This is a genomic window from Chitinophaga sp. CB10, from assembly GCA_001870995.2.
Taxonomy (GTDB): Bacteria; Bacteroidota; Bacteroidia; order Chitinophagales; family Chitinophagaceae; genus Chitinophaga.
The window spans coordinates 123,122-149,798 of sequence record MLAV02000017.1; the positions used below are offsets into that span (position 1 = coordinate 123,122).

General features: G+C 50.8%; 23 protein-coding genes and 1 other RNA gene. 14 read left to right on the plus strand and 10 right to left on the minus strand.

Annotated features, from left to right (window positions below):
• Positions 1–18: 18 nt before the first annotated feature.
• The 5 genes from BOC67_RS20935 to BOC67_RS20955 form a co-directional block, all read right to left on the minus strand.
• Entirely contained in the window at positions 19–1,332 is a 1,314-nt protein-coding gene (locus BOC67_RS20935; protein ID WP_291913233.1) for an NAD(P)/FAD-dependent oxidoreductase, read from the minus strand.
• Between the two features lie 228 nt (positions 1,333–1,560).
• Positions 1,561–3,051 (minus strand): glycerol kinase GlpK, encoded by a 1,491-nt coding sequence (glpK, locus tag BOC67_RS20940; protein ID WP_291913235.1) that lies wholly within the window; start codon positions 3,049–3,051, stop codon positions 1,561–1,563.
• A gap of 275 nt (positions 3,052–3,326) precedes the next feature.
• Positions 3,327–3,980 (minus strand): fructose-6-phosphate aldolase, encoded by a 654-nt coding sequence (fsa, locus tag BOC67_RS20945; protein ID WP_291913239.1) that lies wholly within the window; start codon positions 3,978–3,980, stop codon positions 3,327–3,329.
• Between the two features lie 117 nt (positions 3,981–4,097).
• An RNA gene (gene ffs, locus BOC67_RS20950) (signal recognition particle sRNA small type) lies at positions 4,098–4,197 on the minus strand.
• Between the two features lie 105 nt (positions 4,198–4,302).
• On the minus strand, positions 4,303–5,034 hold the full coding sequence (locus BOC67_RS20955; RefSeq protein ID WP_291913241.1) for an RDD family protein: 732 nt from the start codon (positions 5,032–5,034) through the stop codon (positions 4,303–4,305).
• A gap of 45 nt (positions 5,035–5,079) precedes the next feature.
• On the opposite strand from BOC67_RS20955, the gene BOC67_RS20960 reads away from it, so the two are divergent.
• From BOC67_RS20960 to BOC67_RS20980, 5 genes are read left to right on the plus strand one after another with little or no spacing between them, the layout of a single operon-like run.
• Positions 5,080–6,057: a stage II sporulation protein M gene (locus BOC67_RS20960; RefSeq protein WP_291913242.1), complete on the plus strand. Its 978-nt coding sequence runs from the start codon at positions 5,080–5,082 to the stop codon at positions 6,055–6,057.
• Positions 6,054–6,881: a hypothetical protein gene (locus BOC67_RS20965; protein ID WP_291913243.1), complete on the plus strand. Its 828-nt coding sequence runs from the start codon at positions 6,054–6,056 to the stop codon at positions 6,879–6,881. Before BOC67_RS20960 ends, BOC67_RS20965 begins: the two co-directional genes overlap by 4 nt.
• Positions 6,878–8,101: a DUF4350 domain-containing protein gene (locus BOC67_RS20970; protein ID WP_291913244.1), complete on the plus strand. Its 1,224-nt coding sequence runs from the start codon at positions 6,878–6,880 to the stop codon at positions 8,099–8,101. Before BOC67_RS20965 ends, BOC67_RS20970 begins: the two co-directional genes overlap by 4 nt.
• Before the next feature lie 3 nt (positions 8,102–8,104).
• The gene (locus tag BOC67_RS20975; protein ID WP_291913245.1) at positions 8,105–9,085 is read left to right on the plus strand and encodes a MoxR family ATPase; all 981 of its coding nucleotides are present in this window, start codon (positions 8,105–8,107) and stop codon (positions 9,083–9,085) included.
• A 10-nt stretch (positions 9,086–9,095) separates the two neighbouring features.
• Positions 9,096–10,448: a DUF58 domain-containing protein gene (locus BOC67_RS20980; RefSeq protein WP_291913246.1), complete on the plus strand. Its 1,353-nt coding sequence runs from the start codon at positions 9,096–9,098 to the stop codon at positions 10,446–10,448.
• A gap of 107 nt (positions 10,449–10,555) precedes the next feature.
• On the opposite strand, the gene BOC67_RS20985 is transcribed toward BOC67_RS20980, so the two are convergent.
• From BOC67_RS20985 to gatC, 5 genes are all read right to left on the minus strand, one after another.
• Positions 10,556–11,191, minus strand: coding sequence for a hypothetical protein (locus BOC67_RS20985; RefSeq protein ID WP_291913248.1), 636 nt, complete (start codon positions 11,189–11,191; stop codon positions 10,556–10,558).
• A 10-nt stretch (positions 11,192–11,201) separates the two neighbouring features.
• Entirely contained in the window at positions 11,202–11,792 is a 591-nt protein-coding gene (locus BOC67_RS20990; RefSeq protein ID WP_291913250.1) for a riboflavin synthase, read from the minus strand.
• A gap of 18 nt (positions 11,793–11,810) precedes the next feature.
• Entirely contained in the window at positions 11,811–12,368 is a 558-nt protein-coding gene (locus tag BOC67_RS20995; protein ID WP_291913252.1) for a cob(I)yrinic acid a,c-diamide adenosyltransferase, read from the minus strand.
• Positions 12,369–12,449: 81 nt separating this feature from the next.
• Complete coding sequence (locus tag BOC67_RS21000) at positions 12,450–13,157, minus strand: ABC transporter ATP-binding protein (protein ID WP_291913255.1); 708 nt, start codon at positions 13,155–13,157, stop codon at positions 12,450–12,452.
• A 6-nt stretch (positions 13,158–13,163) separates the two neighbouring features.
• Complete coding sequence (gene gatC / locus BOC67_RS21005; protein WP_291913257.1) at positions 13,164–13,454, minus strand: Asp-tRNA(Asn)/Glu-tRNA(Gln) amidotransferase subunit GatC; 291 nt, start codon at positions 13,452–13,454, stop codon at positions 13,164–13,166.
• Between the two features lie 99 nt (positions 13,455–13,553).
• Between gatC and trpS the strand changes: the two genes are divergently transcribed.
• The 9 genes from trpS to BOC67_RS21050 all read left to right on the plus strand — a co-directional run bounded on the left by trpS (position 13,554) and on the right by BOC67_RS21050 (position 26,538).
• The gene (gene trpS / locus BOC67_RS21010) at positions 13,554–14,558 is read left to right on the plus strand and encodes a tryptophan--tRNA ligase (RefSeq protein ID WP_291913259.1); all 1,005 of its coding nucleotides are present in this window, start codon (positions 13,554–13,556) and stop codon (positions 14,556–14,558) included.
• Positions 14,559–14,600: 42 nt separating this feature from the next.
• Complete coding sequence (locus BOC67_RS21015; protein WP_291913262.1) at positions 14,601–15,236, plus strand: deoxynucleoside kinase; 636 nt, start codon at positions 14,601–14,603, stop codon at positions 15,234–15,236.
• A gap of 455 nt (positions 15,237–15,691) precedes the next feature.
• Entirely contained in the window at positions 15,692–16,258 is a 567-nt protein-coding gene (locus tag BOC67_RS21020; RefSeq protein WP_291913264.1) for a hypothetical protein, read from the plus strand.
• A 1-nt stretch (position 16,259) separates the two neighbouring features.
• Positions 16,260–18,566 (plus strand): helix-hairpin-helix domain-containing protein, encoded by a 2,307-nt coding sequence (locus tag BOC67_RS21025; RefSeq protein WP_291913266.1) that lies wholly within the window; start codon positions 16,260–16,262, stop codon positions 18,564–18,566.
• Between the two features lie 529 nt (positions 18,567–19,095).
• Positions 19,096–22,320, plus strand: coding sequence for a SusC/RagA family TonB-linked outer membrane protein (locus BOC67_RS21030; RefSeq protein WP_291913268.1), 3,225 nt, complete (start codon positions 19,096–19,098; stop codon positions 22,318–22,320).
• 39 nt (positions 22,321–22,359) lie between these two features.
• On the plus strand, positions 22,360–23,679 hold the full coding sequence (locus BOC67_RS21035; protein ID WP_291913270.1) for a SusD/RagB family nutrient-binding outer membrane lipoprotein: 1,320 nt from the start codon (positions 22,360–22,362) through the stop codon (positions 23,677–23,679).
• Positions 23,680–23,760: 81 nt separating this feature from the next.
• Positions 23,761–24,075, plus strand: coding sequence for a DUF3467 domain-containing protein (locus BOC67_RS21040; RefSeq protein ID WP_291913272.1), 315 nt, complete (start codon positions 23,761–23,763; stop codon positions 24,073–24,075).
• Between the two features lie 30 nt (positions 24,076–24,105).
• Complete coding sequence (locus tag BOC67_RS21045) at positions 24,106–25,179, plus strand: Ldh family oxidoreductase (RefSeq protein ID WP_291913274.1); 1,074 nt, start codon at positions 24,106–24,108, stop codon at positions 25,177–25,179.
• Positions 25,180–25,215: 36 nt separating this feature from the next.
• Complete coding sequence (locus BOC67_RS21050; RefSeq protein ID WP_291913276.1) at positions 25,216–26,538, plus strand: aspartate kinase; 1,323 nt, start codon at positions 25,216–25,218, stop codon at positions 26,536–26,538.
• Positions 26,539–26,677: the final 139 nt, after the last annotated feature.

The following is a 26,677-nucleotide window of genomic DNA, read 5'->3' on the forward strand; positions in this document are numbered from 1 at the left end:
TTTTTTATGTATAGCAAATTACGAAACAATTGTCTGCCGGAGTTTCACAATGTTGGCAGCGCCGCGTTTGATGATGATGCGGGTGCCGCGTTCGAAGGTGAAGTAGCGGTAGAACCAGTTGATGAACACCACGAGTTTGTTACGGAATCCGAGGAGGCTCATGAGGTGGACGATCATCCACACTACCCAGGCGGGGAATCCGCTGAGTTTGATGCCGGCAAATTCAGCCACGGCGCGGTTTCTACCGATGGTGGCCATACTGCCGAGGTCTTTATAGTGAAATGCTTTCAGCGGTTTTTGCTGCAATTCATTTTTGAGGTTGGCAGCCAGGTTCACGCCCTGTTGGATCGCTACCTGCGCTACCATGGGGTAGCCTTTCGGGAAGCGGGAGTCGTTGGTCATCTGGGCAATGTCGCCGATGGCGTAGATGTTGGTAAAGCCTTTCACCTGGTTGAATTCATTGACGAGTATGCGGCCGTTAGGCAGGATCACATCCGGCGCAATGCCTTCTACCGGTACGCCTTTTACGCCGGCGGACCACAGGAGGGACTGGGTTTTGATTTGTTCGCCGGTGCTGAGCGTCACCACGGCGCCGTCGTAATCTTTTACGCCGGTGGAGAGCATCACCCGCACGCCTAATTCTTCCAGCGCTTTCACGGTTTTTTCGGAAGTATGATCGGAGAAGGAGGCGAGGAGCCGCGGCCCTGCTTCGATCAAATACACGTTCATGAGGTTTTGCGGAATGGAAGGATAATCTTTAGGCAGAATATATTTACGCAGTTCAGCGAAGGCGCCGGCGAGTTCCACGCCGGTAGGGCCGCCGCCTACCATCACGAAGTTGAGTTTAGGTTTGATCTCTTCCGGATCAGTGAGGAGTAAGCTCTCTTCAAACTGTTTAACCACGTAGTTACGAATCTGTACCGCTTCGATGAGGGACTTCATACCGATGGCGTTGGCTTCGATGGTTTTATTGCCGAAGAAGTTGGTATTGCTGCCGGTGGCAAATACGAGGTAGTCGTACCGCAGTTCGCCAATACCGGTTTCCAGTATGTTGTCCTGTGGGCGTACGCCCGTTACTTCCGCCATGCGGAATTCCAGGTTTTTCTGTTTACGGAAAATCCCCCGCAGCGGGAAGGCGATACTATCCGGCTCCAGGCCCGCTGTGGATACCTGGTAGAGCAGTGGCTGAAACAGGTGATAGTTGTTCCTGTCCAGCAACACTACCTGAACGGGCAGGTTTTTCAGGTGTTTAGCAAGATTAATCCCTCCAAAACCACCCCCTACTATTACTACCCTTGGATTGTTCGTTTCCGGAATGTTGAGCTGACTCATAAGTTTCAGTTTAAAAGATATGTCTGATTCGTTGTTTCCCTATTATCACTGTTAGCAAATCCTATGCTATCCGTTAATAATTATCAAAGTTACTAAACTTTCAGAAAAATATGAAAGTTAAAAATGTGTAAATTATACACAAAGGTCATGGATTTTGGGAATAAAATAAAAAATAGTTGGGCCTGCGGCCCGGCGGCTGCGCCGGTTTTTATTTTTTAGGGAGAAGATTTACTCCGTCCATGCCTGAGCTGCCCGTATGGCCCGTTCCCAGCTATGGCACAGCCGTTGCCGTACCGTTTCGTCCATGGCGGGCCGGAAGGAGGCATTTATTTTCCACTGTTGTGCTAATGTTTCCACACTATCCCAGAATCCAACGGCGAGTCCGGCCAGGTAAGCGGCGCCTAGGGCGGTAGTCTCCGTGATATTGGGCCGCACGACGGTGGCATTGAGGATATCCGCCTGGAACTGCATGAGCAGGTTATTGCTGGTAGCGCCGCCGTCTACACGCAGCTCGCTGACTTCCATACCGGTATCGGCTTGCATGGCGGTCAGCACGTCGCGGGTTTGGTAGGCAATGCTTTCCAGGGCCGCCCGGGCAATGTGGGCGGCGGTGGAGCCGCGGGTGAGGCCTACCATGGTGCCGCGGGCGTATTGGTTCCAGTAGGGCGCTCCCAGGCCGGCAAAAGCGGGCACTAAAAAAACGCCGTCGCTATCGTGTACCGTGGCTGCCAGCTTTTCCACATCGGCGGAGTGGCGGATGATGCCGAGGCCATCCCGTAGCCATTGCACCACGGCCCCGCCGATGAAGATGCTGCCTTCCAGGGCGTAGCTCGTTTTTCCGTTGATCTTCCAGGCCACGGTGGTGAGCAGGTTGTTTTTGGAAGGGATGGGTTTATCGCCGGTATTGAGTACCATAAAGCACCCGGTGCCATAAGTGTTTTTGATCATGCCGGGCTGCGTGCATAGCTGGCCGAACAAAGCGGCCTGCTGGTCGCCCGCAATGCCGGCAATGGGAATGCTGAAAGGCGTCAGGGTAGGGGAAGTATTGCCATACACCTCGCTGGATGCCCTTACCTCCGGCATCATGCTGGCGGGGATGTCGAAAAATTGCAGCAGCTCCTGGTCCCATTGCATATCGTGGATATTAAACAGCAGGGTACGGGAGGCGTTGCTGGGGTCCGTGATGTGTAACTGGCCGCGCGTGTAATTCCAGATGATCCAGGTATCCACGGTGCCGAAGGCCAGCTCCCCGTTTTCCGCTTTGGCGCGGGCATCGGGCACGTTATCGAGTATCCATTTTATCTTGGTGGCGGAGAAGTAGGCGTCGAGTATCAGCCCGGTTTTATCCCTGATGAAGGCTTCTTTTCCTTCCTTTTTGAGCTGGTTGCAGAGGTCGGCCGTGCGGCGGTCCTGCCAGACGATGGCGTTATGTACAGGCTTGCCCGTTTTCCGGTCCCATACGATGGTGGTTTCCCGTTGGTTGGTAATGCCGATGGCGGCAATTTCCGCGCCGCTGGTATTGGCCCGCAACAGCACTTCCCCGGCCACGCCGGCCTGCGTGGTCCATATTTCCATGGGGTCGTGTTCTACCCATCCGGCCTGGGGGAATATCTGTTTGAATTCTTTTTGCGCTACGGCAACGATAGCGCCTTGTTTATCAAAAACTATCGCGCGGGAGGAGGTGGTGCCCTGGTCCAGTGCTAGGATGTATTTCGCCATAATGGGTATGTTTTCAGTGCGTTAACTGAGATACAACAGCGAAGCGGGGGATTTGTTTTTCCCCGGGGTGGAGAGGGGATTTTGAGGCAGGGGAATGATTATTGAGTTTTTTAAGGGTAAAGGTCTGAAGAGGGGGCTTGTGAGGCACTGCTGTTGCCCGCAAAAAATCCCGTACTAGCAACAATCCTTCCTGCAGGCATGTACTGCCTTTCCCCGCAAAAAAAATCCCCGGTACATCTCTGCACCGGGGATACACCATCTAAAAAATATTGCGATTACATTTTCTTGGCATCTTCCAAGAACTTCGCCAGGCCGATATCCGTTAACGGATGTTTCAGCAGGCCAAGGATTGAATCTAACGGGCAGGTGCAAACATCTGCGCCTGCTTCCGCACATTTCACAATGTGGAGCGCGTTACGGATTGAGGCAGCCAGAATTTCAGTTTTGAAACCCTGAATGCTGTAAATCTGGGCGATCTGAGCGATCAGCTCAACGCCGTCCCAGCTGCTGTCATCGATACGACCGATGAAAGGAGACACGTAGGTAGCACCTGCTTTAGCAGCCAGGATAGCCTGGCCGGCAGAGAATACCAGCGTACAGTTGGTCCTGATATTGTTGTCAGTAAACCATTTGATTGCCTTCACACCATCTTTGATCATTGGAACCTTCACTACAATGTTGGAGTCAATTGCAGCCAGCTTCTTACCCTCTTCGATAATGGATGCGAAATCTGTTGAGAAAACTTCCGCACTTACATCACCATCACCTACAATCTCACAGATGCTTTTGTAATGTTGCAGAATAGCAGCTTCACCTTTAATTCCCTCTTTTGCCATCAGAGATGGGTTAGTGGTTACACCATCCAGTATGCCGAGATCGTGAGCCTCCTGTATTTGCGCCAGATTAGCTGTATCAATAAAGAATTTCATACTATGTAAATTAAAAGTTGTACGGTTTGTATCAAATTGTGGAGTACTGTCATTAGAAAGGGAGATGGGATATGAACCAGCTGACTAGTGACAGCGACCTAATGACCTTTAAAAGAAAAAAGGCAAGTTACTTATATCGCACCGCTACAACCGCCTACCCTTGCTACATTCCTGTCCTGGGGGAGTTCAGCAGGAGCTGGTCGTATAAGACTTGCCGGTTGCAAAGGTAATACAATGTGTTGTAAATCCAAATTTTGTACAATATTTCTTAAAAATATTTTTTCTTAAATTTTTTTAACAATCGCTGGAACCCTTTACAGTACTACTTTTCAACGGTTGTGTAATAATTGTAATCGTTGAGTACCGTTTCCAGGAAAACCGTGTCAGGCAGGTCAGTATTGATTTTCAACACCTCCTTCACCCGGTTGGCTACCCGCGCAGCCAGCTGCCGGTCACCCGTCAGGCTGCGGTCCAGCAGCTCTTTTATCTTGTTCATATCCCTGTCAGATAAGCGTAAGATCTCCGGGAACTGCGGCTGGTAATCCACGGCCGACAAATCTCTGAATATCGTTTCCTCTATACTGCCCCTGGCCCTGGTGCTGATCACGATCGTGCCCGCCACCACATCGCCGAGGCGCTGATTCAACGGCGACCTCAATATGCTCAGTACCGGGATGATCGCCCAGAAGAAAACAGGCTGCTCAATGATGCGGAAAAACCAGCGCACCAGGTGCTGGCTGGTAGTTGGCACATTGCCCACCATGCCCACCACCTTAATACTCATCGCCATCTTCCCCGGCGTTTGCCCGTTCATAAACATTTCAAACAGCAACGGGTAAGCTATCACCGGCAACACGATAACAAGAAAGAAGATGACAGCCACCGTAGGCTCTTCAAATATTCTTGCCATGGAGCCAATGAGCAGCGCAAAAATCAACACGTACACTCCCCGCACCACCAGGTCTATCAGCCACGCGAGAAAGCGCTGGCCCAGGTCGGCAGCCTCAAACTCAAGGTCGATGTTAAACGATGTAGGGATTTTGATCGCGGTCATGCTCAAATCTACACAATTGTTTATATATTGTTGCACTATTCAGGCATGAGAGAATCTCTATTTATCAAGAAGAACTTAGCACGCTGGAAAAAATACCAGGAGGAACCCACCGACAATCCGGATGAGATGTCAGACCGTTTTATCTCCACCCTGGACGACCTCGCCTATGCTAAAACCTTTTACAGCTTTAGTAAGGTAACGCGCTATCTCAACACCATTGCCGCCGGCATCTACCAGAAAATATACCTGCACAAAAAGGACGACCAAGGCAGGTTCCGGCAGTTCTTCGTGTATGAACTGCCCCTGCTGTTCCGGAAGTACCACCGCACCCTGCTCTATGCCTTCTGTTTCTTTTCCGTATTCGTGCTGATAGGCTCGTTTTCCTCCGCTCATGACGAAACATTTGTGCGCGGCGTACTCGGAGATGAATACCTCAACATGACGGAAAGGAATATCGCCAACGGCGATCCCTTCGGCGTTTACGCCAGCTCCGGGGAATGGTATATGTTCCTGCGCATCGCGTTCAACAATATTTATGTGTCGATATCCGTGTTCGTCATGGGCATATTCTGCTCCATCGGCACGCTGTACATGCTCTTTAAAAACGGGGTGATGATCGGCGCTTTCCACTACCTGTTCGTATCCCACGGCCTGGGCTGGAAAGCGGTGCTGGTAGTGATGATCCATGGCACGCTGGAATTATCCAGCATCGTGATTGCAGGCTGCGCAGGCCTGATCCTGGGCAACAGCCTCCTCTTCCCCGGCACCTACAAGCGGATCGACTCCCTGAAAAAAGCAGCGAAAGACGGGGTGAAAATCATGGTGGCATTAGTGCCCGTATTTATCGTGGCTGCTTTCCTGGAAGCCTTTATCACCAGGCATGCTACGATGCCTGTTGTCATCAGCCTGCTGATACTGGGCGCCTCGTTGTATTTCATTATATTTTATTTCATCTGGTATCCCATCTCTCTGCATAAAAAAGGATATGCCATCAGTGAAACAGGAAAGGTGATCGTAAAATGAAAAAGTATTTCAGCGCCATATTCGTACTGACAGCTTGTTGGATGCTGTTGTTCCTTCAGCCCGCTGCTGCGCAACAGCCAGCGGTAGACACGCCGGCCTATGACGAAGCAGTGACAGATACCGGCTATGCCGCCATCGCAGCGGATTCCGCCTATGGAGAGGAAGAGGAAGCTGCCGAGTCACTTTCATCCCTCACCGAGCCTAAAGGATTTCCCGGATTTTACAGGCGAAATGTTTTCGCTGATAAACTGAGGGAACTCCGGGAAGATGAACAACTGCATTATACGGACAATAAGGACCAGGAAAGCGTATCCTGGTGGACGCTCATCATCGGCGCTACCCTGCTCTACATCACCGCCCACATCATCATCTTCCGCTGGGTCATCATCGGCATCGTACTGTTGCTGCTGGGATATCTCATTTACCGGTACATGCGCAGGAACGGCCTCAGCTTCTTCCGTAAACCAGCCCTGGTAGGAGCGGTGGTAACGCCGGAGGAAACGGAGGTACACTCGGCTGCCGAATACCAGCAAAAAATCGACGCGGCCGTGGCTGCCGGGAATATCCGCGAAGCCATCCGCTGGTGGTACCTCTTCACCCTGTTCCTCCTGGCGGAAACGGGCCTGATAAAACCATCCAAAGAAAAAACGAATAAGGATTACCTGCGCACCCTCCGGAATACGCCCCTGTACAAACCTTTTTCCGTTCTGACGATGGACTATGAATACACCTGGTACGGCGGATTCAATATCGCCGCAACAGATTTCGAGCGGATACAGCAGCAGTTCCATGAATTCAAACAACAAATCAGTAAGCAGCAGTGAGTAAGAAAGTATATTACATAGCAGGAATTGTAGTGGCTATACTGCTGGTATTGCTGATAGCCGGCAGCATGCACTCCGGCAGGGAAGCGGAGCGCAGCACGGATATGTCAGACCCGGGTTTTTCCAGCAAGGATAAAAAGGCGGGCGGCGCCTACGCGGCCGCAAAACTGCTCCCGTCGCTGTTTGCCAACAAACCATTGCTTGTTGTAACCAAGCCTTTTTCCAATACCTACAAAAAGGAAACGGAACTGCATAAAAACGGCAACGTTTATATCATCGTTGCCAACGAACTATTCCTTACGGAAAACGATGTGAACAGCTTACTCGCTTATGTGAACGGGGGCAACGAATTGTTTATCGCCGTTAATAAAATGGACCCCTTGCTCAACCAGCGTTTAGGCCTGGTGACGAAGCTGCCGGAAGACGGCGGACTGCTCAAGCGCGGCTCCCAAACCTATCTCGACACGCTGAATGATATCAACGCTTCCTACCGCTATGCCGGCCCGATGATAGAACGCTATTTTACCAGGGCGGATACCAGTATCACCCGGGTGATAGGATACACGATGCATGATCATCCGAACTTTGTGCGGATCCGCTATGGCCAGGGCCGTATTTTTGTGTTGCTGAATCCTTATACCTTCAGCAACTATTTTATTCTCCATAACAATAATATCGAGGCCTTCGAGCTGCAAATGAGTTATCTCGACCCGATAGCCGCCAATATTTACTGGGACGACTTTTATAACACGCAGAAATCATCCCGTAACGATGAATTCTCTGAGTGGCAGGTACTGCTGCGCTATCCGGCTATCCGCTGGGCCCTTTGGTTGTCGCTGTCGCTGATGCTGCTGTATGTATTGTTTGAAAGCAAACGCCGGCAGCGGATCATCCCTGTCAAACCCCAGGTGGCCAACGCTTCGCTGGAGTTTGTGGACGCCATCGGGGAGCTGTATTACCAGCAGCAGGATCATGCCAACATCGCGCATAAAATGATGCTGCATGTATTAGAGTATATCCGTAGCCGTTATTATATCAATACCAACCAGCTGGATGCAGCGTTTGCGGAATTGCTGGCGCATAAATCCGGCGCGGACCCGGCACAGGTGGCGCGTATGGTACGGCTCCTGCATGAAGTGCAGTCCAACGGCTATATCGACAGCGAATTTGTGCGGGACCTTTATCGAAACATTCAACTCTTTTATATAAATACCAGATAAGAAATGGATACAAATACATTTCAGCCACGTACTGATTTTTCGGCGCTCCAGCAGGGAGTAGAAGCAGTGCGGGAACAGATCGGAAAAGTAATTGTGGGCCAGTCCGAAATGGTGGACCTGCTCATCACCGCGCTGCTGGCGCAAGGCCACGTGCTGATCGAAGGCGTGCCCGGCGTAGCTAAAACCCTTACGGCTAAACTGCTGGCGCAAAGCATCGACGCTGACTTTTCCCGTATTCAGTTTACGCCCGACCTCATGCCGGCGGACGTTTTGGGCACCTCCGTGTTCAATCCCCAAACCCGTGAATTCGAATATAAAAAAGGACCTGTTTTCAGTAACCTCGTACTGATCGATGAAATCAACAGGGCGCCCGCCAAAACGCAGTCGGCGCTGTTTGAGGTGATGGAAGAACGGCAGATCACCAACGATGGGCACACCTATCAGCTGGACAAGCCGTTTATGGTCATCGCCACGCAAAACCCGATTGAGCAGGAAGGTACCTACCGCCTGCCGGAAGCCCAGCTGGACAGGTTCCTGTTCAAGATACAGGTAAAGTATCCGGAGCTGGAAGAAGAGATAGCCATCCTCGAAGCCATGAATCAGCTGCCTTCGCCGGAAGCCATCGTTTCAGTGGTAAATAAGGTGCTGACCGCCACCCAGCTGATTGAATTCCAGCAGCTGGTTAAGCAGGTGCGGATGGATGAAAAGCTGCTGCATTTCATCGCGGCTATTGTACATGCCACCCGCCAGCATTCATCCCTGTACCTGGGCGCCTCGCCGCGTGCATCCATTGCCGTTATGAACTGCGCAAAAGCCCAGGCGGCGATGAACAACCGGGATTTCGTCATTCCGGAAGATGTGGTGTCAATGGTAACGCACGTACTGCGCCACCGCATCATCCTTACGCCGGAGCGCGAAATGGAAGGTATCACCACCGATGACGTCATCGCACAGATAGTTAAAACAGTTGAAGTTCCAAGATAATCGTATCCATATGCCAGGCGCCAGAAAAGATAACATCCTGAAAAGTCTCTTCTTCCACAACAGGTTCTTCCTGATGATGGGAGCGGTAGTCTTATTGTTTTTGGTAGCGTTTTTTGTGCCGGTGTTATTTTCCATTGTCGTGCTGCTGTTTTTTATCGCGGTAGCGCTCACCCTGGCGGATATTTTCCTGCTGATGACAAGGCCTTCCCATATCATTACGGTAGAACGCGCGATGGCCAACCGTTTCAGCAACGGGGACGAAAATGAAGTGCAACTCCATGTGCATAACGGCTATGGATTCCCGGCCAGGATTACGATACTGGAAGAAGTGCCGGCGCAATTCCAATGGAGGAATTTTAGTTTGGAAACGCAAATTGCGCCTGGCGCCGATCATACGTTTGTTTATCAACTGCGCCCGGTAGAAAGGGGAAACTACGTCTTCGGCTATACGAACGTCTTTGTGAGTACAGCGCTCGGTTTAGTCAGCCGGCGCTTTGTGATGGATAATGAAACAACGGTAAGCGTGTACCCCAGCTTTCAGCAGCTGCGGCATTTTACACTAAAGAGCTTTCTGCAGGAGCAGGATCATGTGGGCATTCACCGCCGGCGCATCCTTGGGCAGAGCGTGGAGTTTGATCACATCAAACCCTATACGAAAGGAGATGACGTACGGCGCCTCAACTGGAAAGCCACTGCCCGTACGGGAAACCTGATGGTAAACAGCTTCGTGGAGGAAAAAAGCCAGCAGATTTATTGTGTGATTGATAAAGGGAGAAATATGCGCATGCCGTTCGAAGGCTTATCGTTACTGGATTACGCGATCAATGCCACGCTGGTGTTCAGCAACATTGCCCTCAGTAAAGGCGATAAAGCCGGCCTCATAACCTTCACGGAAAAAAAGATGGAGATGCTGCCTGCCAGCAGTAAAATGGTGCAGTTAAACAGCATCCTGGAGTCCCTCTACGCGCAGGAAACCCAGTGGCAGGAAAGCGATTATGAAACCCTGAGCGTGCAGCTGCGTAGCCGCCTGCCGCATCGCAGCCTGCTGGTGTTGTTTACTAATTTTGAATCCATGTCAGGCCTGCAGCGCCAATTGCCTTACCTGCGCCGGCTGGCGCAATATCACCTGCTGCTGGTGGTGTTTTTTGAAAATACAGAGCTGAAGAAAGTGACGCAGGAAGTAGCTTATGATATGGAGGGGATCTATAAACAGACGATTGCGCAAAAATTTGCGTATGATAAAAAGCTGATTGCAAAAGAGCTGGGGAAATATGGGATTATGTCCATACTTACGCCGCCGGAGCAGTTAACGGTGAACGTGGTGAATAAGTATTTGGAGTTGAAGTCCAGGATGTTGATTTGATGCTGTTAGGGGTTTTACGCCAGGCCAGGATGGTAGGCTTGGATTGGAACGTTATCAGTATATACTGAATTTTTTGCAGCAGGCTACTACTGCCCCTCTTTATTTCTCTAATTTTTATCCGGTAATTGCTTCACCGGAATCGTCGTAATCAAATATTTTTCAGGATCCAGTTTATACCATGCTTCCACCTGTATAAACCGCGTGGTATCGCCGGCAGGGAGCAGCAGGTCCTGCCCGAGCAGCTGGCCGGCAGAAGCCTTAAACCGCACGGAATTAGTATCCAGCGGCAGGATGCGGTCATTACTGAACTGCCCTTCCACGTTCAAATAGAACCTTATATTTTTCTTCAGACTATCGGCGTATTGATTAAAGCGCATGCCCACCAGGTGGGGCAGCTCTAAAGTCGTTTGCACGGGCGCTTCCCCCGGCAGGCTGAGGGTGAGCCGGATGCGGTAATGATCCTTTTGCAGCTGGGCGCGGTTGAAAGTAAGTACCCCGTTGTTAACCTGGCCGTTGGAGGATTGCACGTTCAGCTTATTCCACTTCAGCTTCCCGTTGGCGGTGCCGGTGGTTTCCAGGGTGGTGCTGTCGCTGAAAGTAAGCCGTATGCCGATGGGCGTGTAATTGTAAATTTCCGGCAGGGCGTTGACATCGTACCCGGCGTAGGCGGATACCAGTTTCCGCTGCTGGCCGGCTGCCAGCAACGGAAAGAGGATGGATATCGTGATCAGCAGTTTTTTCAAGCGGCTGGATTTAGAGGCGTACTGCCAGTTGTCGTGCTACGTATTTGCCCAGGATATCAAATTCGAGATTGATGGTATCGCCTTCATTGATATACTGGATATTGGTATGCTCGTAAGTGTATGGGATGATGGCTACGGAAAATTCATCCGTGGTTACATCGAATACGGTAAGACTGATACCGTTGAGGCAGATGGAGCCTTTCTCTACCATCAGGCCGGCAAAACCGGCAGGGTAGCGGAAGCGGAACAGCCAGCTGCCGTCCTGCGACTGGCGGGAGATGCAGGTACCCACGGTATCTACGTGGCCTTGCACCAGGTGCCCGTCAATACGGCCGTTGAACACCATGGCTCTTTCCAGGTTCACCTGCTGGCCGGGCGTGAGCTGGCCGAGGTTGGTTTTCTGTAAGGTTTCCGCAACGGCTACGGTGTTGAAGGTATTGCCGTCAATCTCCGTAACGGTAAGGCAAACGCCGTTATGCGATACGCTTTGGTCTATTTTCAGTTCCGGTGCGATGGCAGATGCAATGGTAATGACCAGGTTTCCGCCTTCCTGTCTGGTGGCAATTACTTCTCCCAGTGTTTCTATGATTCCTGTAAACATATGGCGAATTTATAAAAGTTAGCTGACTCTTGGTTTCCACGGAATTTCCTCTACGCCGAGCTTGTGGCCGGTCCAGCGGGCGAGTACGAACAGGTAGTCGCTGAGGCGGTTAATATATTTCAATACCAGTGGTTCAATAAACATTTCCTGTTCCTGCATGCCCACGCAGAGGCGTTCGGCGCGGCGGCATACGCAGCGGGCGATGTGGCAGGTGGATACGGCTACGTGCCCGCCCGGGAGCACAAAGAAGCGCATAGGCGGCAACTCCTCATTCATGCCGTCGATCGCTTTTTCCAGCAGGGTAATATCCGCTTCGTGCAGGTCGGGTATCTTCAGTTTGGTTTCCTTGTCGGGATCGCAGGCCAGGGCGGAGCCGATGGTGAAGAGGCGGTCCTGGATTTCCCGGAGCAGGTTCTTGGTATCCGGATCGGCCGTATAGTCGTTGACGAGGCCGATGTAGGAGTTCAGTTCATCGACGGTGCCATAGGCATCGATGCGTATATTGCTTTTAGGCACTTTGGTACCGCCTATGAGGGAGGTTTTACCTTTGTCGCCCGTTTTGGTATATATTTTCATACACTAAAAGTAAAACAAAAAATCCTTCCGGCAGGCGGCCGGAAGGATCATAAAGGTGTATGAGGAAGCTGATAACGGGGATCAGCTGTTGACAATATATTTTTCGTTGATGCGGTCGGATTCGATGACCCCGTCGCGCAGGCGGATGATGCGGCGGGCATGGTCCGCGATATCTTCCTCGTGCGTTACCAGTACCACCGTATTGCCGGAGGAATGGATGGTGCCGAATATCTCCATGATTTCGATGGAGGTTTTGGTATCCAGGTTACCGGTGGGCTCATCGGCGAGGATGAGGGAAGGGTCGTTGACCAGGGCGCGGGCGATGGCCACGCGTTGGCACTGGCCACCGGACAATTCGTTGGGTTTGTGATCCGCCCTGTTTTCCAGTTTCACCTTTTCGAGCATGGCCATGGCTTTTTCCATGCGCTCTTTTTTCCCGATGCCGGCATAGATCAGGGGGATGGCTACGTTTTCGGCGGCGGTGAGGCGTGGCATAAGGTTGAACTGCTGGAATACGAAGCCGATTTCTTTACCGCGTACGCGGGCCAGGTCGTTATCGTCCATCTTGCTTACATCGTGTCCGCTGAGTACGTAGGTACCGCTGGTAGGGGTATCCAGGCAGCCCAGGATATTCATGAGGGTGGATTTTCCGGAGCCGGAAGGGCCCATGAGGGCTACGTATTCATTCTTGAATATGTCAAGAGAAACCCCTTTGAGTACGGGTAATTCGTTTTTACCGAGGTAATAGCTTTTTCGGATCTCTTCCAGGTGAATGACGGACTTTTGCATGTAAGGTTATTTCTTGATGATTTTGGGCACTTTGAAATATTCGTCAGTGGCTTCGGGCGCGTTTTTCAGGGCTTCTTCCCTGGAGATGGAGTTTTTCACCACATCTTCCCTAAACACATTATAATCTTCCGTAAGATGGAGCAATGGTTTTACATTGCTGGTATCCAGCTCATTGAGTTTTTCTACGAAAGTGATCATCCGCTGCAGGTCACCGGTAAATTCTTTCTTTTCTTCTGCGCTGAATTCCAGGCGGGAGAGGTCTGCCAATTGCTGTACCAGTGTATCGTTGACTTCCATAAAACAAATTAAACGAAAAGGTAATGAATTATAATTGGTAAATTGATAGTATTCCAAAATTAGGGATAAACGGCCAGATATTTTAAATTGCGCCCTGTTATGGCAACAGAAAAAGAAATAGTGGTAAGCGGCATACGCCCCACCGGTTATTTACACTTAGGAAATTATTTTGGCGCCATCCGTAATTTTATTCGGATGCAGGAAGACTTTAACTGCTACATTTTCGTGGCGGACTGGCATTCACTGACCACCCATCCTGATCCAAAAGATCTGCCGGGAAACGTCATGCGCGTGCTGGCAGAGAACATTGCCTCCGGCCTGGACCCTGAAAAGGCGGTCGTATATGTGCAAAGCGATGTTCCCGAAATCTCTGAACTTTACTTATTGATGAATATGCTGGCTTACGTGGGCGAGCTGGAAAAGGTGCCTACCTTCAAGGATAAGGTGCGCTTACAGCCGCAGAACGTAAATGCCGGGTTATTAACTTATCCAGTGCTGATGGCGGTGGATATCCTGATCCAGCGTGCCGTAAAGGTACCGGTGGGTAAGGACCAGGGGCAGCACCTGGAAATGGCGAGGAATTTCGCACAGCGCTTCAACCACCGCTACGGGGACCTGTTCCCGGAGCCGGTAGCGTTTAACTATGGGGATAACCTGGTACGCATTGCCAGCCTGGATGGTAACGGTAAAATGAGTAAGAGCGAAAACGAGATGGCAACCATCTACCTGGCCGATGAGGATGAAAAGATCATACAGAAACTGAAGAAGGCGAAGACAGACAGCGGTACCGGCGAGCCGGGCGCGCCTATGCCTGAATCCGTGGCTAACCTGGTTACGCTGATGGAATTGGTTTCCGCTCCGGATGTGGTAGCGTTTTACAAAGCGGCATGGGATAACCAAACCATCCGCTTCGGTGATATGAAAAAGCAACTCGGCGAGGACATGGTGAAATTCATTACGCCTATCCGCGAAAAAGCGAAAGAACTGCAGCGTGATACCGACTATATGCACAAAATCATGAAGCAGGGCGCCGAAAAGGCCCGGGCTAACGCCAGCGCCACCCTGGAAGCAGCGAAGAAATTAATCGGTTTAAAATATTATTGATTCCTTATTTTCAATACTTTTTTAGACCATATCCACATACGCATGGCAAAACAGACTAAAATCAAGCATATAGCAATAGCAGGCAACATCGGCGCCGGCAAAACCACGCTCACCGAAATGCTTTGCAAACATTATAAATGGCACCCGCAGTACGAAGATGTGGAGCACAATCCTTACCTGAATGATTTCTACGAGGATATGCCCCGCTGGTCCTTCAACCTGCAGATTTACTTCCTGAACGGACGTTTGAAACAGCTGCTGGAAATTCAGAATGGCAACCAAACCGTTATACAGGACCGCACCATTTACGAGGATGCGCACATCTTTGCGCCTAACCTTTACGAAATGGGGCTGATGACCAAACGCGATTTCGATAACTATTTCAATTTCTTTGAAACCCTGAAATCCATGGTGAAACCGCCGGATTTACTGATCTACCTGCAGGCTTCCGTACCTACGCTGGTAGCGCAGATTCAGAAGCGCGGCAGGGAGTATGAGGAAAACATCCGCCTGGACTACCTGAAACGCCTGAACGAATATTACAATAACTGGATCGAGAAGTATAAGGAAGGTCCGTTGCTGGTGATTGATATTGATAAGAACAAATTCCCGGACAGCGAGGAAGATCTGGGAGAGATTATTTCGAAGATTGATTCCCAGCTGTATGGATTGTTTTAGAGATATGGGGTTCCGCGAAGGCGGAACCTTTTTTTGCCGTTTGCCGCCGTATGCTGTTGTTGGAGCGCCCTTTATTTCCTAACCCTATCGCATTGCTCCATCACCCCGGTATCAAAACTTTCTGCACTTTTTCCTCCTTCAAAAAAAATTTTTCCTGTTAACATTCGCTAAAGGTTTTACCTGTTTTTGAACGCTATTTTCGTGTTATAAATTATTGTTTGTTTAACCAGGTTGTTATGTTTAACCCGTTGCGATTATGCCCGCGCACAGGCATGCTTTTCCTGTTCCTGTTTAGTTTTTCTGCTGATGCCATGCAGCTTCCTCCCCCGGTCCGGTACTGGCATGGGGCGGTTTTTGGGGAGGGGGATAAAGATCCATTTTCGGCGCTGGCAAGCCCCTCGTTACTGGCCACGGCTACGGCTGCGTTATCGGCTTATTCCACATGGCCTTTTGGTATGAGAAGCGTTCCCTTAAACGCTGTTGCAGCCATGTTGCCCATCCGCAATATGGGCATCGGTATGCAGGTGATGCAGTTTGGAAACCAGTACTGGAAGGAACAGGAGTTGAGTGGCGGCGCGGGTATCCGCCTGGGGAAACCCGTGCAGGCGGGCGTGCAGTTTGGTTACCGCAGCAAAGCGGTAGTGCAGTATGGCAGCAGCGGGCAGGTAGTGGCAGGCGCCGGCTTCCGCTGGAAGATGGGTAAGCGGTGGACCAGCGCCATGCAGGTAATCCGGAGCGATTATACCCAATACTTTGCCGGTATTGGCTGGCAGCCCTCTCCTGATTTTCTAATTAGCGTGGAAGGAACTAACACGATCCATAAAGATTATTACGGCACTGTACAGGCACTCAGCCGGCTGGCGCCTGCATTGGCGCTGCAACTGGCCGTCACTGGTCTGCCGGCTTACCTGCAAACGCTGGTGATGATCACAATCCGGCAATTGCGGATCGATATAGGGACGGCATTACACCAGCAGCTCGGCCTCACGCCATCTGTTACCGTAGTATGGCAAAAGCAATAGTATGGCTGCTGATTTGGAGATCCGGGCAATTTTAACCCGATGTAAAAAGCAGGTGGCGCAAGGGTTCCAGGCTTTCATCAAATCACGGCATCATACCGTTAAAGCCTTCGCCTGTTTACTGCTGTATCTCGCAGTAATATGCCAGGCGAATGGCCAGGAGCGCAAAACACCGGGTGAAAGACAGTCTCCCGTTGAGCAGGAGATTCCGGCTAAACGAAGGCTTCCTGGTGACCAGCAGCTTCCCGGTGGCCAGCAGCTTCCGCCTAAACGAAAGCTTCCTGCTGAGCAACACCTTCCCGCTGAACAGCAATTTCCCGTTGAGCAGCAACTTCCTGCCGAGCAGCAACTTCCTGCCGAGCTGCAACTTCCCGCCGAACTGCAGCAGCTGCTGGAAAATGAAACGGCTGCCACGACCAGCGCCAGCGAAGATGATGAGCAATGGCAACAGCTCGCATACCGCCAAAAGCACCGGCTGTCCCTCAACGCCGCGGACCTGCAGGACCTGTCCTCATTGGGCGTACTGTCCCCGCTACAGCTCCAAAACCTGCAGCAATACAAAAAGCTGTTAGGGGACCTCGTGAGCATCTATGAGCTGCAAGCCGTACCCGGCTTCGATCCGGCACTGATCAAAAAACTGCTGCCGTATGTAAAAGTAGGAGATGACCTGCAGGCGCATTATACCCCCGGGGAGCTATTCCGCAAAGGAGAACAGTCCATACTGCTGCGCTACGGCAGGCAGCTGGAACTGCCAAAAGGTTATGCCCCCAAAGATACCCTGCCACCTTCTTACAGCGGCAGCCCTGGAAAAATGTTTATCCGTTACCGTTATAATTTTTCCCAGCGCCTGAGTTATGGCGTCAGCATGGAAAAAGATGCCGGGGAAGGTTTTTTCAAAGGCGGGCAACAGGCAGGGTTTGACTTTTACAGTGCGCACCTGTTCCTCTCCAATTACAAAGCCATCAGGTACCTGGCCCTGGGCGACTATGCCGTGAACCTCGGTCAGGGGCTCCTGCAGTGGCATAGCCAGGCTGCCGGCAAGGGCGGCGCAGTATTGCAGGTAAAGCGGGAAGGGCCCGTGCTGCGGCCATATACCTCCGCAGGGGAATATTATTTTTTCCGGGGAGCAGCGGTCACCGCGCGCATCGCCCGGCTGGACATCACAGCCTTCACCTCCCTGCGCAAGCTGGACGGTACACTGGCTGTAACGGATACCATCGAGGACGAACGTATAGCCACGGCCGTAGCTTCCAGCGGCTATCACCGCACAGCGGGTGAAATCGAAAAGAAAGCACAGCTGACGCAATATAGCAATGGCATATCGTGTCGCTGGAATGGGGCGTGGCAGGCGGCGCTAAACCTCATCAGCCATAATTTTTCTCCCCCCATAAAAAAAGAAATTAAACCTTATAACCAGTTTGACTTCCGGGGGAACCAGCTGCTGAACATAAGCGCCGATTACGCCGGCAGCTTCCGGAATATGCACCTCTTCGGAGAAGTAGCGGCGGATAAATCAGGTAACATCGCCCTCCTGCAGGGCTTACTGATGAGCGCAGGTAACTATGCGGATATCGCCATGGTTTACAGGAACTACAGTAAACAGTATCAAAGCCTCTACAGCAAAGGCTTTGGTGATAGTTACAAAACCATGAACGAGAGCGGGTTTTATATGGGATGCAGCATAAAGCTATCCCGCCAATGGTCGCTGGATGGTTATGCGGACTTCTTTAAATTCCCCTGGCTGAAGTATGGAGTGGATTACCCTTCCGGGGGAACGGAATTTTTCTCCCAGCTAAACTTCACGCCCCGTAAGACTTCGCAGTACCAGTTAAGGATGAAGCTCGCTGCAAAATATCCTGACCGGGAGGCTTCCAAAAGCATCCGGTGCCAGGCGGAGCAGGCGTGGAGTAAACAATTTTCTACCGCTGCACGGGTGGAATACAGTCGCGTTACTACCACTGAATCAGCATCGCAGCAAGGTTTCCTAACTTACTTCGACCTGACTTACCGTTGCCGGAAGCTGCCCTTGCAGGCCGGCGGCCGCTGTACCTGGTTTTATACGGACAGCTATCAGTCCCGGTTATACGCTTATGAAAGCAGCGTGTTGTACGACAACAGCGTGGGCCAGTATTACGGAAAAGGCTGGCAGTATTATATTAACCTGAAATACAAAATCAGGAAAAACTGGACCGTATGGGCAAAATGCAGCCAAATGTATTATCCCGCTGTAACAAGCATCGGGAGCGGGTTGGATAAGATTGACGGGAACAGGAAATCCGCCATACAACTACAAACCATCCTGAACTTCTGACCGGCTGGTAAAGTTGAAATCGCCAAAACATAATAGTACCCTGCGCTTAGGTATTGAAATCCAATGTGATAATTGCGTGTAGTTGTCCGCGTTAAAATAATGTTAAGGAAATTTGTTTTTGTTTTACAAATTTTTTCTACCTTGTGCTAACTCAATGCATCAACCAAAATCTAAATCAAAATAGCGTTATGCCCATGTCGCAATACGTTAAAACGCCTGATAAATTGGTGGAATAAAACTGTTACCATAATTTGCGCGCAACCAGTGCCAGATTGGATTTGCTGTTATTTGTTGCCTGAGAGTTTTGCTCTGGATTGTAATAAATGTTGTTAAAGAGAAGGGTTTTTGTTTATACCATAGCGTGAGCTATGATTACATGTATTTATTTAAAACTTGTTTAGATGTTTTCCTATGTCATTATAGGCTAGCTATGACTCATAGCGGCAGGGGAGAGGTTTTTTATTGCTTGTGGAATTCCATCCCATAAAATTTTTATCGTTTAACGTTTCAACCAAAATCTGAATCATCTATGAAAAAGATGCTACTCTTTTTTGCCATGCTTATGGCAGTAGTCAGCATGCTACATGCCCAGACGCGGCAGCTCTCGGGCTCCGTAAGAAGTACGGATGATAATCCAATTCCGATGGTAACCATTCAAATCAAAGGTACGACCAACGGTACCGTAACCGACGGGAAAGGACGCTTTAACCTGCAGGTGCCTGAAGGCGCAGTGCTGGTGGTACGGAGCCTCGGTTACCATACCCGGGAAATTCCGGTGGGTACTTCCTCTACCCTTAACATCACACTCACCCAGGATGATAAATCACTCAGCGAAGTGGTAGTAACGGCATTGGGTACAAAAGAAAACAAAAGAAAACTCGGCTTCGCCGCACAGGACATCAAAGCGGAAGACCTGACAAGAACGGCGCCTTCCAACCCGCTCAGCGCATTGTCCGGTAAAGTAGCCGGCGCCTCCGTGATCAGCGCTTCCGGTACGCCCGGCGCAGCGGTACGCGTTACCATGCGTGGCCCTACTACCCTCGGGGATAACCAGCCATTGTTTGTTGTAGATGGTATCCCAATGGACAACAGCGAAGTAAATACCGGCAGCGATGCCGGCGGTACCGCAGGGGTTACCCAGTCCAACCGCCTGGTGGATATGAACAACGACGATATCGAATCCATTACCATGCTGAAAGGCCCTGCCGCTGCCGCAATCTACGGTAGCCGCGCCTCCAACGGGGTAGTGGTAATCACCACCAAAAAAGGAAAACGCACCGCTGACGGTAAAACTTTCAACGTAGCCTATGGCATCACAGGCAACTTTGATAAAGTAAACAAACTCCCCGATCGTCAGAATAAATTCGCACAGGGATTGGAAGGTACCTACATGGGGCCGGATGATCCAAGCGGTTTCAGGTCCTACTCCTTCGGTCCGGCTATTGATACCATGGTATTCGACGGCAACACCAACTACCTCTGGGACAAAAACGGCCGCCTCGTAGGCAAAAGCGCTAACCCCGGCGGTAAAAAAGCAATAGCCTATGATCCATACGATTTCTTCGTGGTGGGTAAAGGATTACAACATAACCTCAGCGTTAGCGGAGGCAATCCCAGCTTAGGATACCGCGTTTCTGTTTCGCACCTGAACCAGGGAGGTATTATCCCTAACTCCAACTTCAAAAAAACTACCGTTAACTTCTCTACAGACTATAAATTCAACGAGAAATTCAACATGGTCACCTCCATGAACTACGCCAATTCAGGAGGTAACCGCCCGCAGCAAGGTTCCAATACCAGCGGTATCATGCTCGGCTTACTCCGGACCACGCCTACGTTTGATAACTCCAATGGCGGTCTGAAATTCGACGACCCCGCTACATACCTGCTGGGCGATAACTCCGGCAGACAGCGCAGCTACCGCGGTACCGGCGGTTACGATAACCCCTACTGGACGGTTAACATGAACCCTTACACCGGTAATGTGCAACGCTTCTACGGCAACGTGACCATGAACTACAAACCGTTCGACTGGTTAACCATTACCGAACGTGCCGGCGCGGACTACTCCACTGATAACCGTAAACAGATCTATTCCAAATACTCCGCTACCGCTGTATCCGGACAGTATTTCGAGGATCAGATGACCAGCTATACCATCAACAACGACCTCTTCGCCACCTTGCAGAAAACCGCGAAGAAAGTGACTTATGGCGTAATGCTGGGGCATAACGTGTACGACTATACGTATAAATACATCCATACCCAGGGGGATGCTTTTGTATCCAACGATTTCCAGGGTATTACCAATACGCTCAGCAATAGCCTGGGTATTTCCAACTCCCGCCAGCGCCGTGTGGCATTCTACGGCCAGGCCAACTTCAGCTACGATAACTACCTGTTTGTGGAAGCAACCGGCCGTTATGAATCCAGCAGTACCCTGCCGGTAGAAAACCAATGGTACTTCTTCCCCTCTGCCAACGTAGGTTTCGTATTTACGGATGCATTGAAAATGAATTCCAAAGTGCTGAACTATGGTAAGATCCGGGCAGCGTATTCCATGGTGGGTAGAGCCCTGAGCCCATATTTCACCACTACCTATTATGGTCAGACTGCCCCCGGCGACGGTTGGACCAATGGTATCACCTTCCCGTATAACGGCCTCGTAGGCTACTCCAAAGGAAGCGTTATCGGTAATGACAAACTGAAAGCGGAAAAAACAAGCCAGGTAGAGCTGGGTGCTGACCTCCGCTTCTTCGGCGATCGCATCACACTCGACTATACTTTCTACAAAGGAACCAGTAAAGACCTGCTCAACCAGGTAACAGTGGCCAACTCCAGCGGTTACGGCAGCATCTGGCTGAACTCCGCTACCATGACCAACACCGGTCATGAAGTAACCCTCGGTGTTACGCCGGTTAGAACCAAAGACTTTAACTGGAACATGACCTTCAACTATTCACAGAACAGGAACAATGTGGTGAAACTGGCAGATGGTCTGGACAGGATCGACTTTAACGGATTTACCGGTATTTCCACTTCCGTACTCGTAGGTAAACAATACGGTACGCTCTACGGTACCGGCTACCTGAAAGATGCGCAGGGCCGCCTCGTGATCAATGATGAAGACGGCAGCCCGGATAAAGGCTTGCCAATCCTGCAGGATGCCCTGCAATACCTGGGAGATATCAACCCTAAATGGATTGGATCCTTCGGCAATACTTTCACCTATAAAGGTATTTCCCTCTACCTGCTCTTCGAAACCCGCCAGAAATTCAGCATGTGGAACGGTACCTGGGGCGCTATGACCAACTTCGGCGTAAGCGCCAACACGCTCGACAGGTACACCACCAAAGTATTTGACGGTGTGAAAGGCCACATCGATGCCAATACCGGCGAACTGGTGACCAAAGGAGAGAAGAACGATATCCCCGGCTTACTGGATGAATACTACTATACCGGCGTAGGTAGCGGATTCCTCGTAAACGAACCGTTTGTGGAAGATGCAAGCTGGGTGCGTTTGCGCGAATTGTCCCTCTCTTACCGGCTGGATGGAAAGAAATTATTTAAGAATAAACCTTACTTCCAGGCAGTAACTGTTTCCGCTATCGGTCGTAACCTCTGGCTGCACACCAAGTACAAAGGCGTAGACCCTGAAACAAGCCTGTTCGGTACACAGGAAGCGCAAGGTTTCGACTACTTCAATAACCCGGGTACAAAAACCTATGGCTTCAGCCTGAGATTTGAGTTCTAGTAAAAGCAAACCATAGGTGGTATTTAAAAACCTGACATCATGAAATATAGAAATAAAATCATAGCCGCATTCGGCATCGCCGCAGTCCTCTTTAGCACAGGATGTAAAAAATACCTGGATGTAAACATTGATCCGGACAGACCGCTGATCGCTTCCCCCGGCCCGGTACTTGCCGGCGCGCAGATAACGGGCGCGTACACATTGGGCGGGGCGGACTTCTCCCTGGTTACGGGCATCCTTACCGCACAGGTAACCGGCGCGGACAGGCAGTTTGGTAACTACGAAAAATACCAGCTGGTAGCGGATAACTTCAACAACCCATGGAGCAGCCTCTATCAGGGTACGCTGATCAACTACCAGGAACTCCTGCATACTGCGGACGCAAAGAAATACTACCTCCTGGGAGGTATCACCCGGCTGATGACAGCTTATACCATGCTCACCATGACGGACGTGTGGGGCGACCTGCCTTACTCCGATGCCTTCAAGGGCCTGGAAGGACAGTACAAGTCCAAATACGATAAACAGGAAGACCTCTACAAAACCATCGATGGCTTGATTACCACCGCTATCGCTGACCTGAATAATCCTGTACCCGGTGTAAATCCCGGTACTTATGACGTAGTCTATGGCGGCGCTGCCTCCAAATGGATCCGGTTTGCCAACTCCCTGCGCCTTCGTTTGCTCATTCACCAGACCAAGAAAGACCCTGCCGGCACCGCTGCAAAAGTGATTGCTGCCGCAGGCGCCGCGGGTGGCCTCATCACAGAATCAGCCTACGACGCTTCCGTGTACTTCCTGGATGATGAATCAAGGGCTAACCCGCTGTACCAGTTTAACACCCAGCGCGAAGGGTACGCCGAGTACACAAATACCTACCTGACCAATCTCATGACGGCTGCCGGCGATGCCCGCCTGGCCAAATACCTGGGCGGCTTCTATGATTCTCCTAATTCCGCCGTGCTGATGATCACCAGCTATGAAGTGGAGTTCATCCTGGCGGAAGCCTACCTAAGGGCAGGAGATAATGTCAATGCAAAACTGCACTACGAAAATGCAGTGAAAGCCTCCTTCGCCAAAGTGGGCGCGGCTATTGGTAACTACCTGACCACTGCTGGCAGCTTCGACGCGGCTTCGGATAAGCTGAACCTGGTGCTGACGCAGAAATACATTGCCATGTACCTGCAGCCGGAAGCGTTCACCGACTGGCGCCGTACCGGCATCCCGGCCCTTACATCCAAAGTTAGCGGTAAGGAAATCCCGCGCAGGCTGCCTTATCCACAGTCTGAAATCTCTTATAACTCCGAAAATGTTCCGGGCGGACTCACCATCAACTCCAAAGTATGGTGGGATCAATAATCAGATAATTCCAGCGCTGATAAAAAAAGAGGGCCATTTGAGCCCTCTTTTTTTATTTTTGTACCGCTAAACAGTAAATACATGGAAAATCAGCAGGAAGAACAACATCAGCTCAACATCGAACTGAGTGAAGAAATGGCAGAAGGTCAATACGCTAATCTCGCTATCATAACGCATTCCAACGCCGAATTCGTGGTAGATTTTGTTAATGTGATGCCTGGTCTGCCTAAAGCAAAAGTCAAATCCCGCATAATACTCACCCCACAGCATGCCAAGCGTTTCATGAAGGCAATGGTGGAAAACATTAAGAAATACGAATCCGTTCATGGTACCATCCAGGATCAGGAACCCGTTTCCCTCCCGATGAATTTCGGAGGTCCTACCGCTCAGGCTTAATCGTTTTTAGAAGTATTTCAGATTTTTCTCATGGAAGAAATTTTTTCATACCACCACCTGCGGGAATTTACGCATGAAGTTTTTATCCACATGGGATGCTCCCTGGAACATGCGGCGCTGGCCAGCGAAGTGCTGGTAGCTGCTGACCTGAGAGGCATCGATTCCCACGGAGTGGCCCGGTTATCAGGATATGTACGCCTCTGGGAAGCTGGCCGTATCAACGCCAAACCCAATATCCGCATCGTTCACGAAACCCCGAGCACGGCCGTTGTGGACGGCGATGCAGGGCTGGGCCTCGTAGTAGCGCCTTACGCGATGCAGGTAGCGATCGATAAAGCAGCGAATGCCGGCACCGGGTGGGTAAGCGTGAAAAATTCCAATCACTTTGGTATCGCCGGTTACCATGCCATGAAAGCGCTGGACCGGGATATGATCGGTATGGCTATGACCAACGCCAGTCCGCTGGTAGCGCCCACTTTTTCAAAAGAGCGTATGCTGGGTACCAACCCCATTGCAGTAGCCATCCCGGCTAAAGAACAGCCGCCTTTTGTGGCCGATTTTGCCACCACCACTGCCGCCAACGGTAAGCTGGAAATCCTGCAGCGTAAGAATGAAGAAGCGCCATACGGCTGGATCCAGGATAAAGATGGACGCCCCAGCACCAACCCGCACGAGCTCAAAAGCGGCGGCGCATTATTGCCGCTCGGGGGCGACCGTGACCACGGAAGTCATAAAGGGTATTGTTTGGGAGCAATTGTTGATATATTTTCGGCCGTGCTTTCAGGAGCCAACTATGGTCCCTGGGCGCCTCCATTCGTGAGCTTCCTGCCGCTGGCGCCAGACCCGGTTGGAGAAGGACTCGGCCATTTCTTCGGCGCAATGCGTGTAGACGCCTTCCGCCCGGCCGATGAATTCAAAGCCCACATGGATACATGGATCGGCAGATTCCGCTCCGCCACTCCCGTGGAAGGGAAAGAAGTACTTATCCCCGGCGATCCGGAACGTGAAATGCAACAACACCGTTTGGAAAACGGAATTCCTGTGCTGGCGCCGGTGGTGAAAGATCTGAAAGAGGTCGCAGCCAGGTTTAAATTGAATTTTTAAAATAATCCTCATCAATCATATACAATTATTATTCAGATGAAAGTGTTAAAATTTGGTGGAACCTCCGTGGGAAAACCAGAGCGCATGCATTCGATAGCCCGTCTGGTAACCGCGGAAGGCGGCCAGAAAATTGTGGTGCTGTCTGCACTGTCAGGTACAACTAACGCCCTCGTGGAAATCGGTCAGTCTCTGTCAGAAGGAAAGAAGGACGAAGCTAAACAGCTCATCGATAAGCTGGAAGCACATTACCGCTCTTTCTGCGAAGAACTCGTCAAGACCGACGCCGGCCGTGCTGCTGCCAAGGCTATCGTGGATGAACACTTCGAATTCCTGAATATCATTCTCAAGATCTCTTTCAACGAGGCATTGAATAAAGATATCCTGGCACAGGGTGAATTACTCTCCACCAAACTGTTCTTCACTTACCTGCAGGAAGCAGGCATTGCTGCGGAATTGTTGCCAGCGCTGGATTTCATGAGCATCGACGAATTCGAAGAGCCTGAAATTCCTAAGATCAAAACCAAACTCACCCTGCTGCTCGACCGCAATAAAGACACCCAGCTCTTTATTACCCAGGGTTACATCTGCCGCAACGCAAAAGGGGAAGTGGATAACCTGAAACGCGGTGGTTCCGACTACTCTGCCTCTCTCATCGGCGCCGCTATCCAGGCGGAAGAAGTGCAGATCTGGACAGATATCGACGGTATGCACAACAATGATCCGCGCGTAGTGAAGAAGACCTTCCCGATCGAACAGCTCTCCTTCGACGAGGCTGCCGAGCTGGCCTACTTCGGCGCTAAGATCCTGCACCCGGCTTCCATCTGGCCTGCGCAGCATTTTAACATCCCTGTTAAACTGCTCAATACCATGCAGCCGGAAGCAAAAGGTACCATCATTACCGAACTGCCCAATGGTAACGGTGTGAAAGCTATCGCCGCCAAAGACGGTATCATCGCTATCAAGATCAAATCCAGCCGCATGCTGCTGGCTTACGGTTTCCTCCGTAAAATCTTCGAGGTGTTCGAAAAATACCGTACGCCTATCGATATGATCACTACTTCAGAAGTAGCGGTATCCCTCACGATCGATAACCCGCAACACCTGGACATGATCCTGAAAGAGCTGCAGCCTTTCGGTTCTGTGGAACTGGATTACCAGCAGGCCATCGTTTCCATCGTAGGTAACGAAGTGGCGGCTACGCCTTCCATCATTACCAAACTGTTCGCATCCCTGGAAGAAGTGCCGCTGCGTATGATCTCCTACGGAGGCAGCCGCCACAACATTTCCATCCTGGTAAATGCACAGCTGAAGGAAAAAACACTGCAGTTGCTGAATAAAGGTTTGTTCGGACTGGAATAGTATTCCGGAACGGAAGTATAAAAAAAGGGTGTATCAGCGATTTGAAGTGAACCCAAAACCTTAGACAAAAGGTTATATAATTAAGCGGCTTGAGTTCGGTATTGTACTGGACTCAGGCCGTTCAGTTTTAGTTTTATTC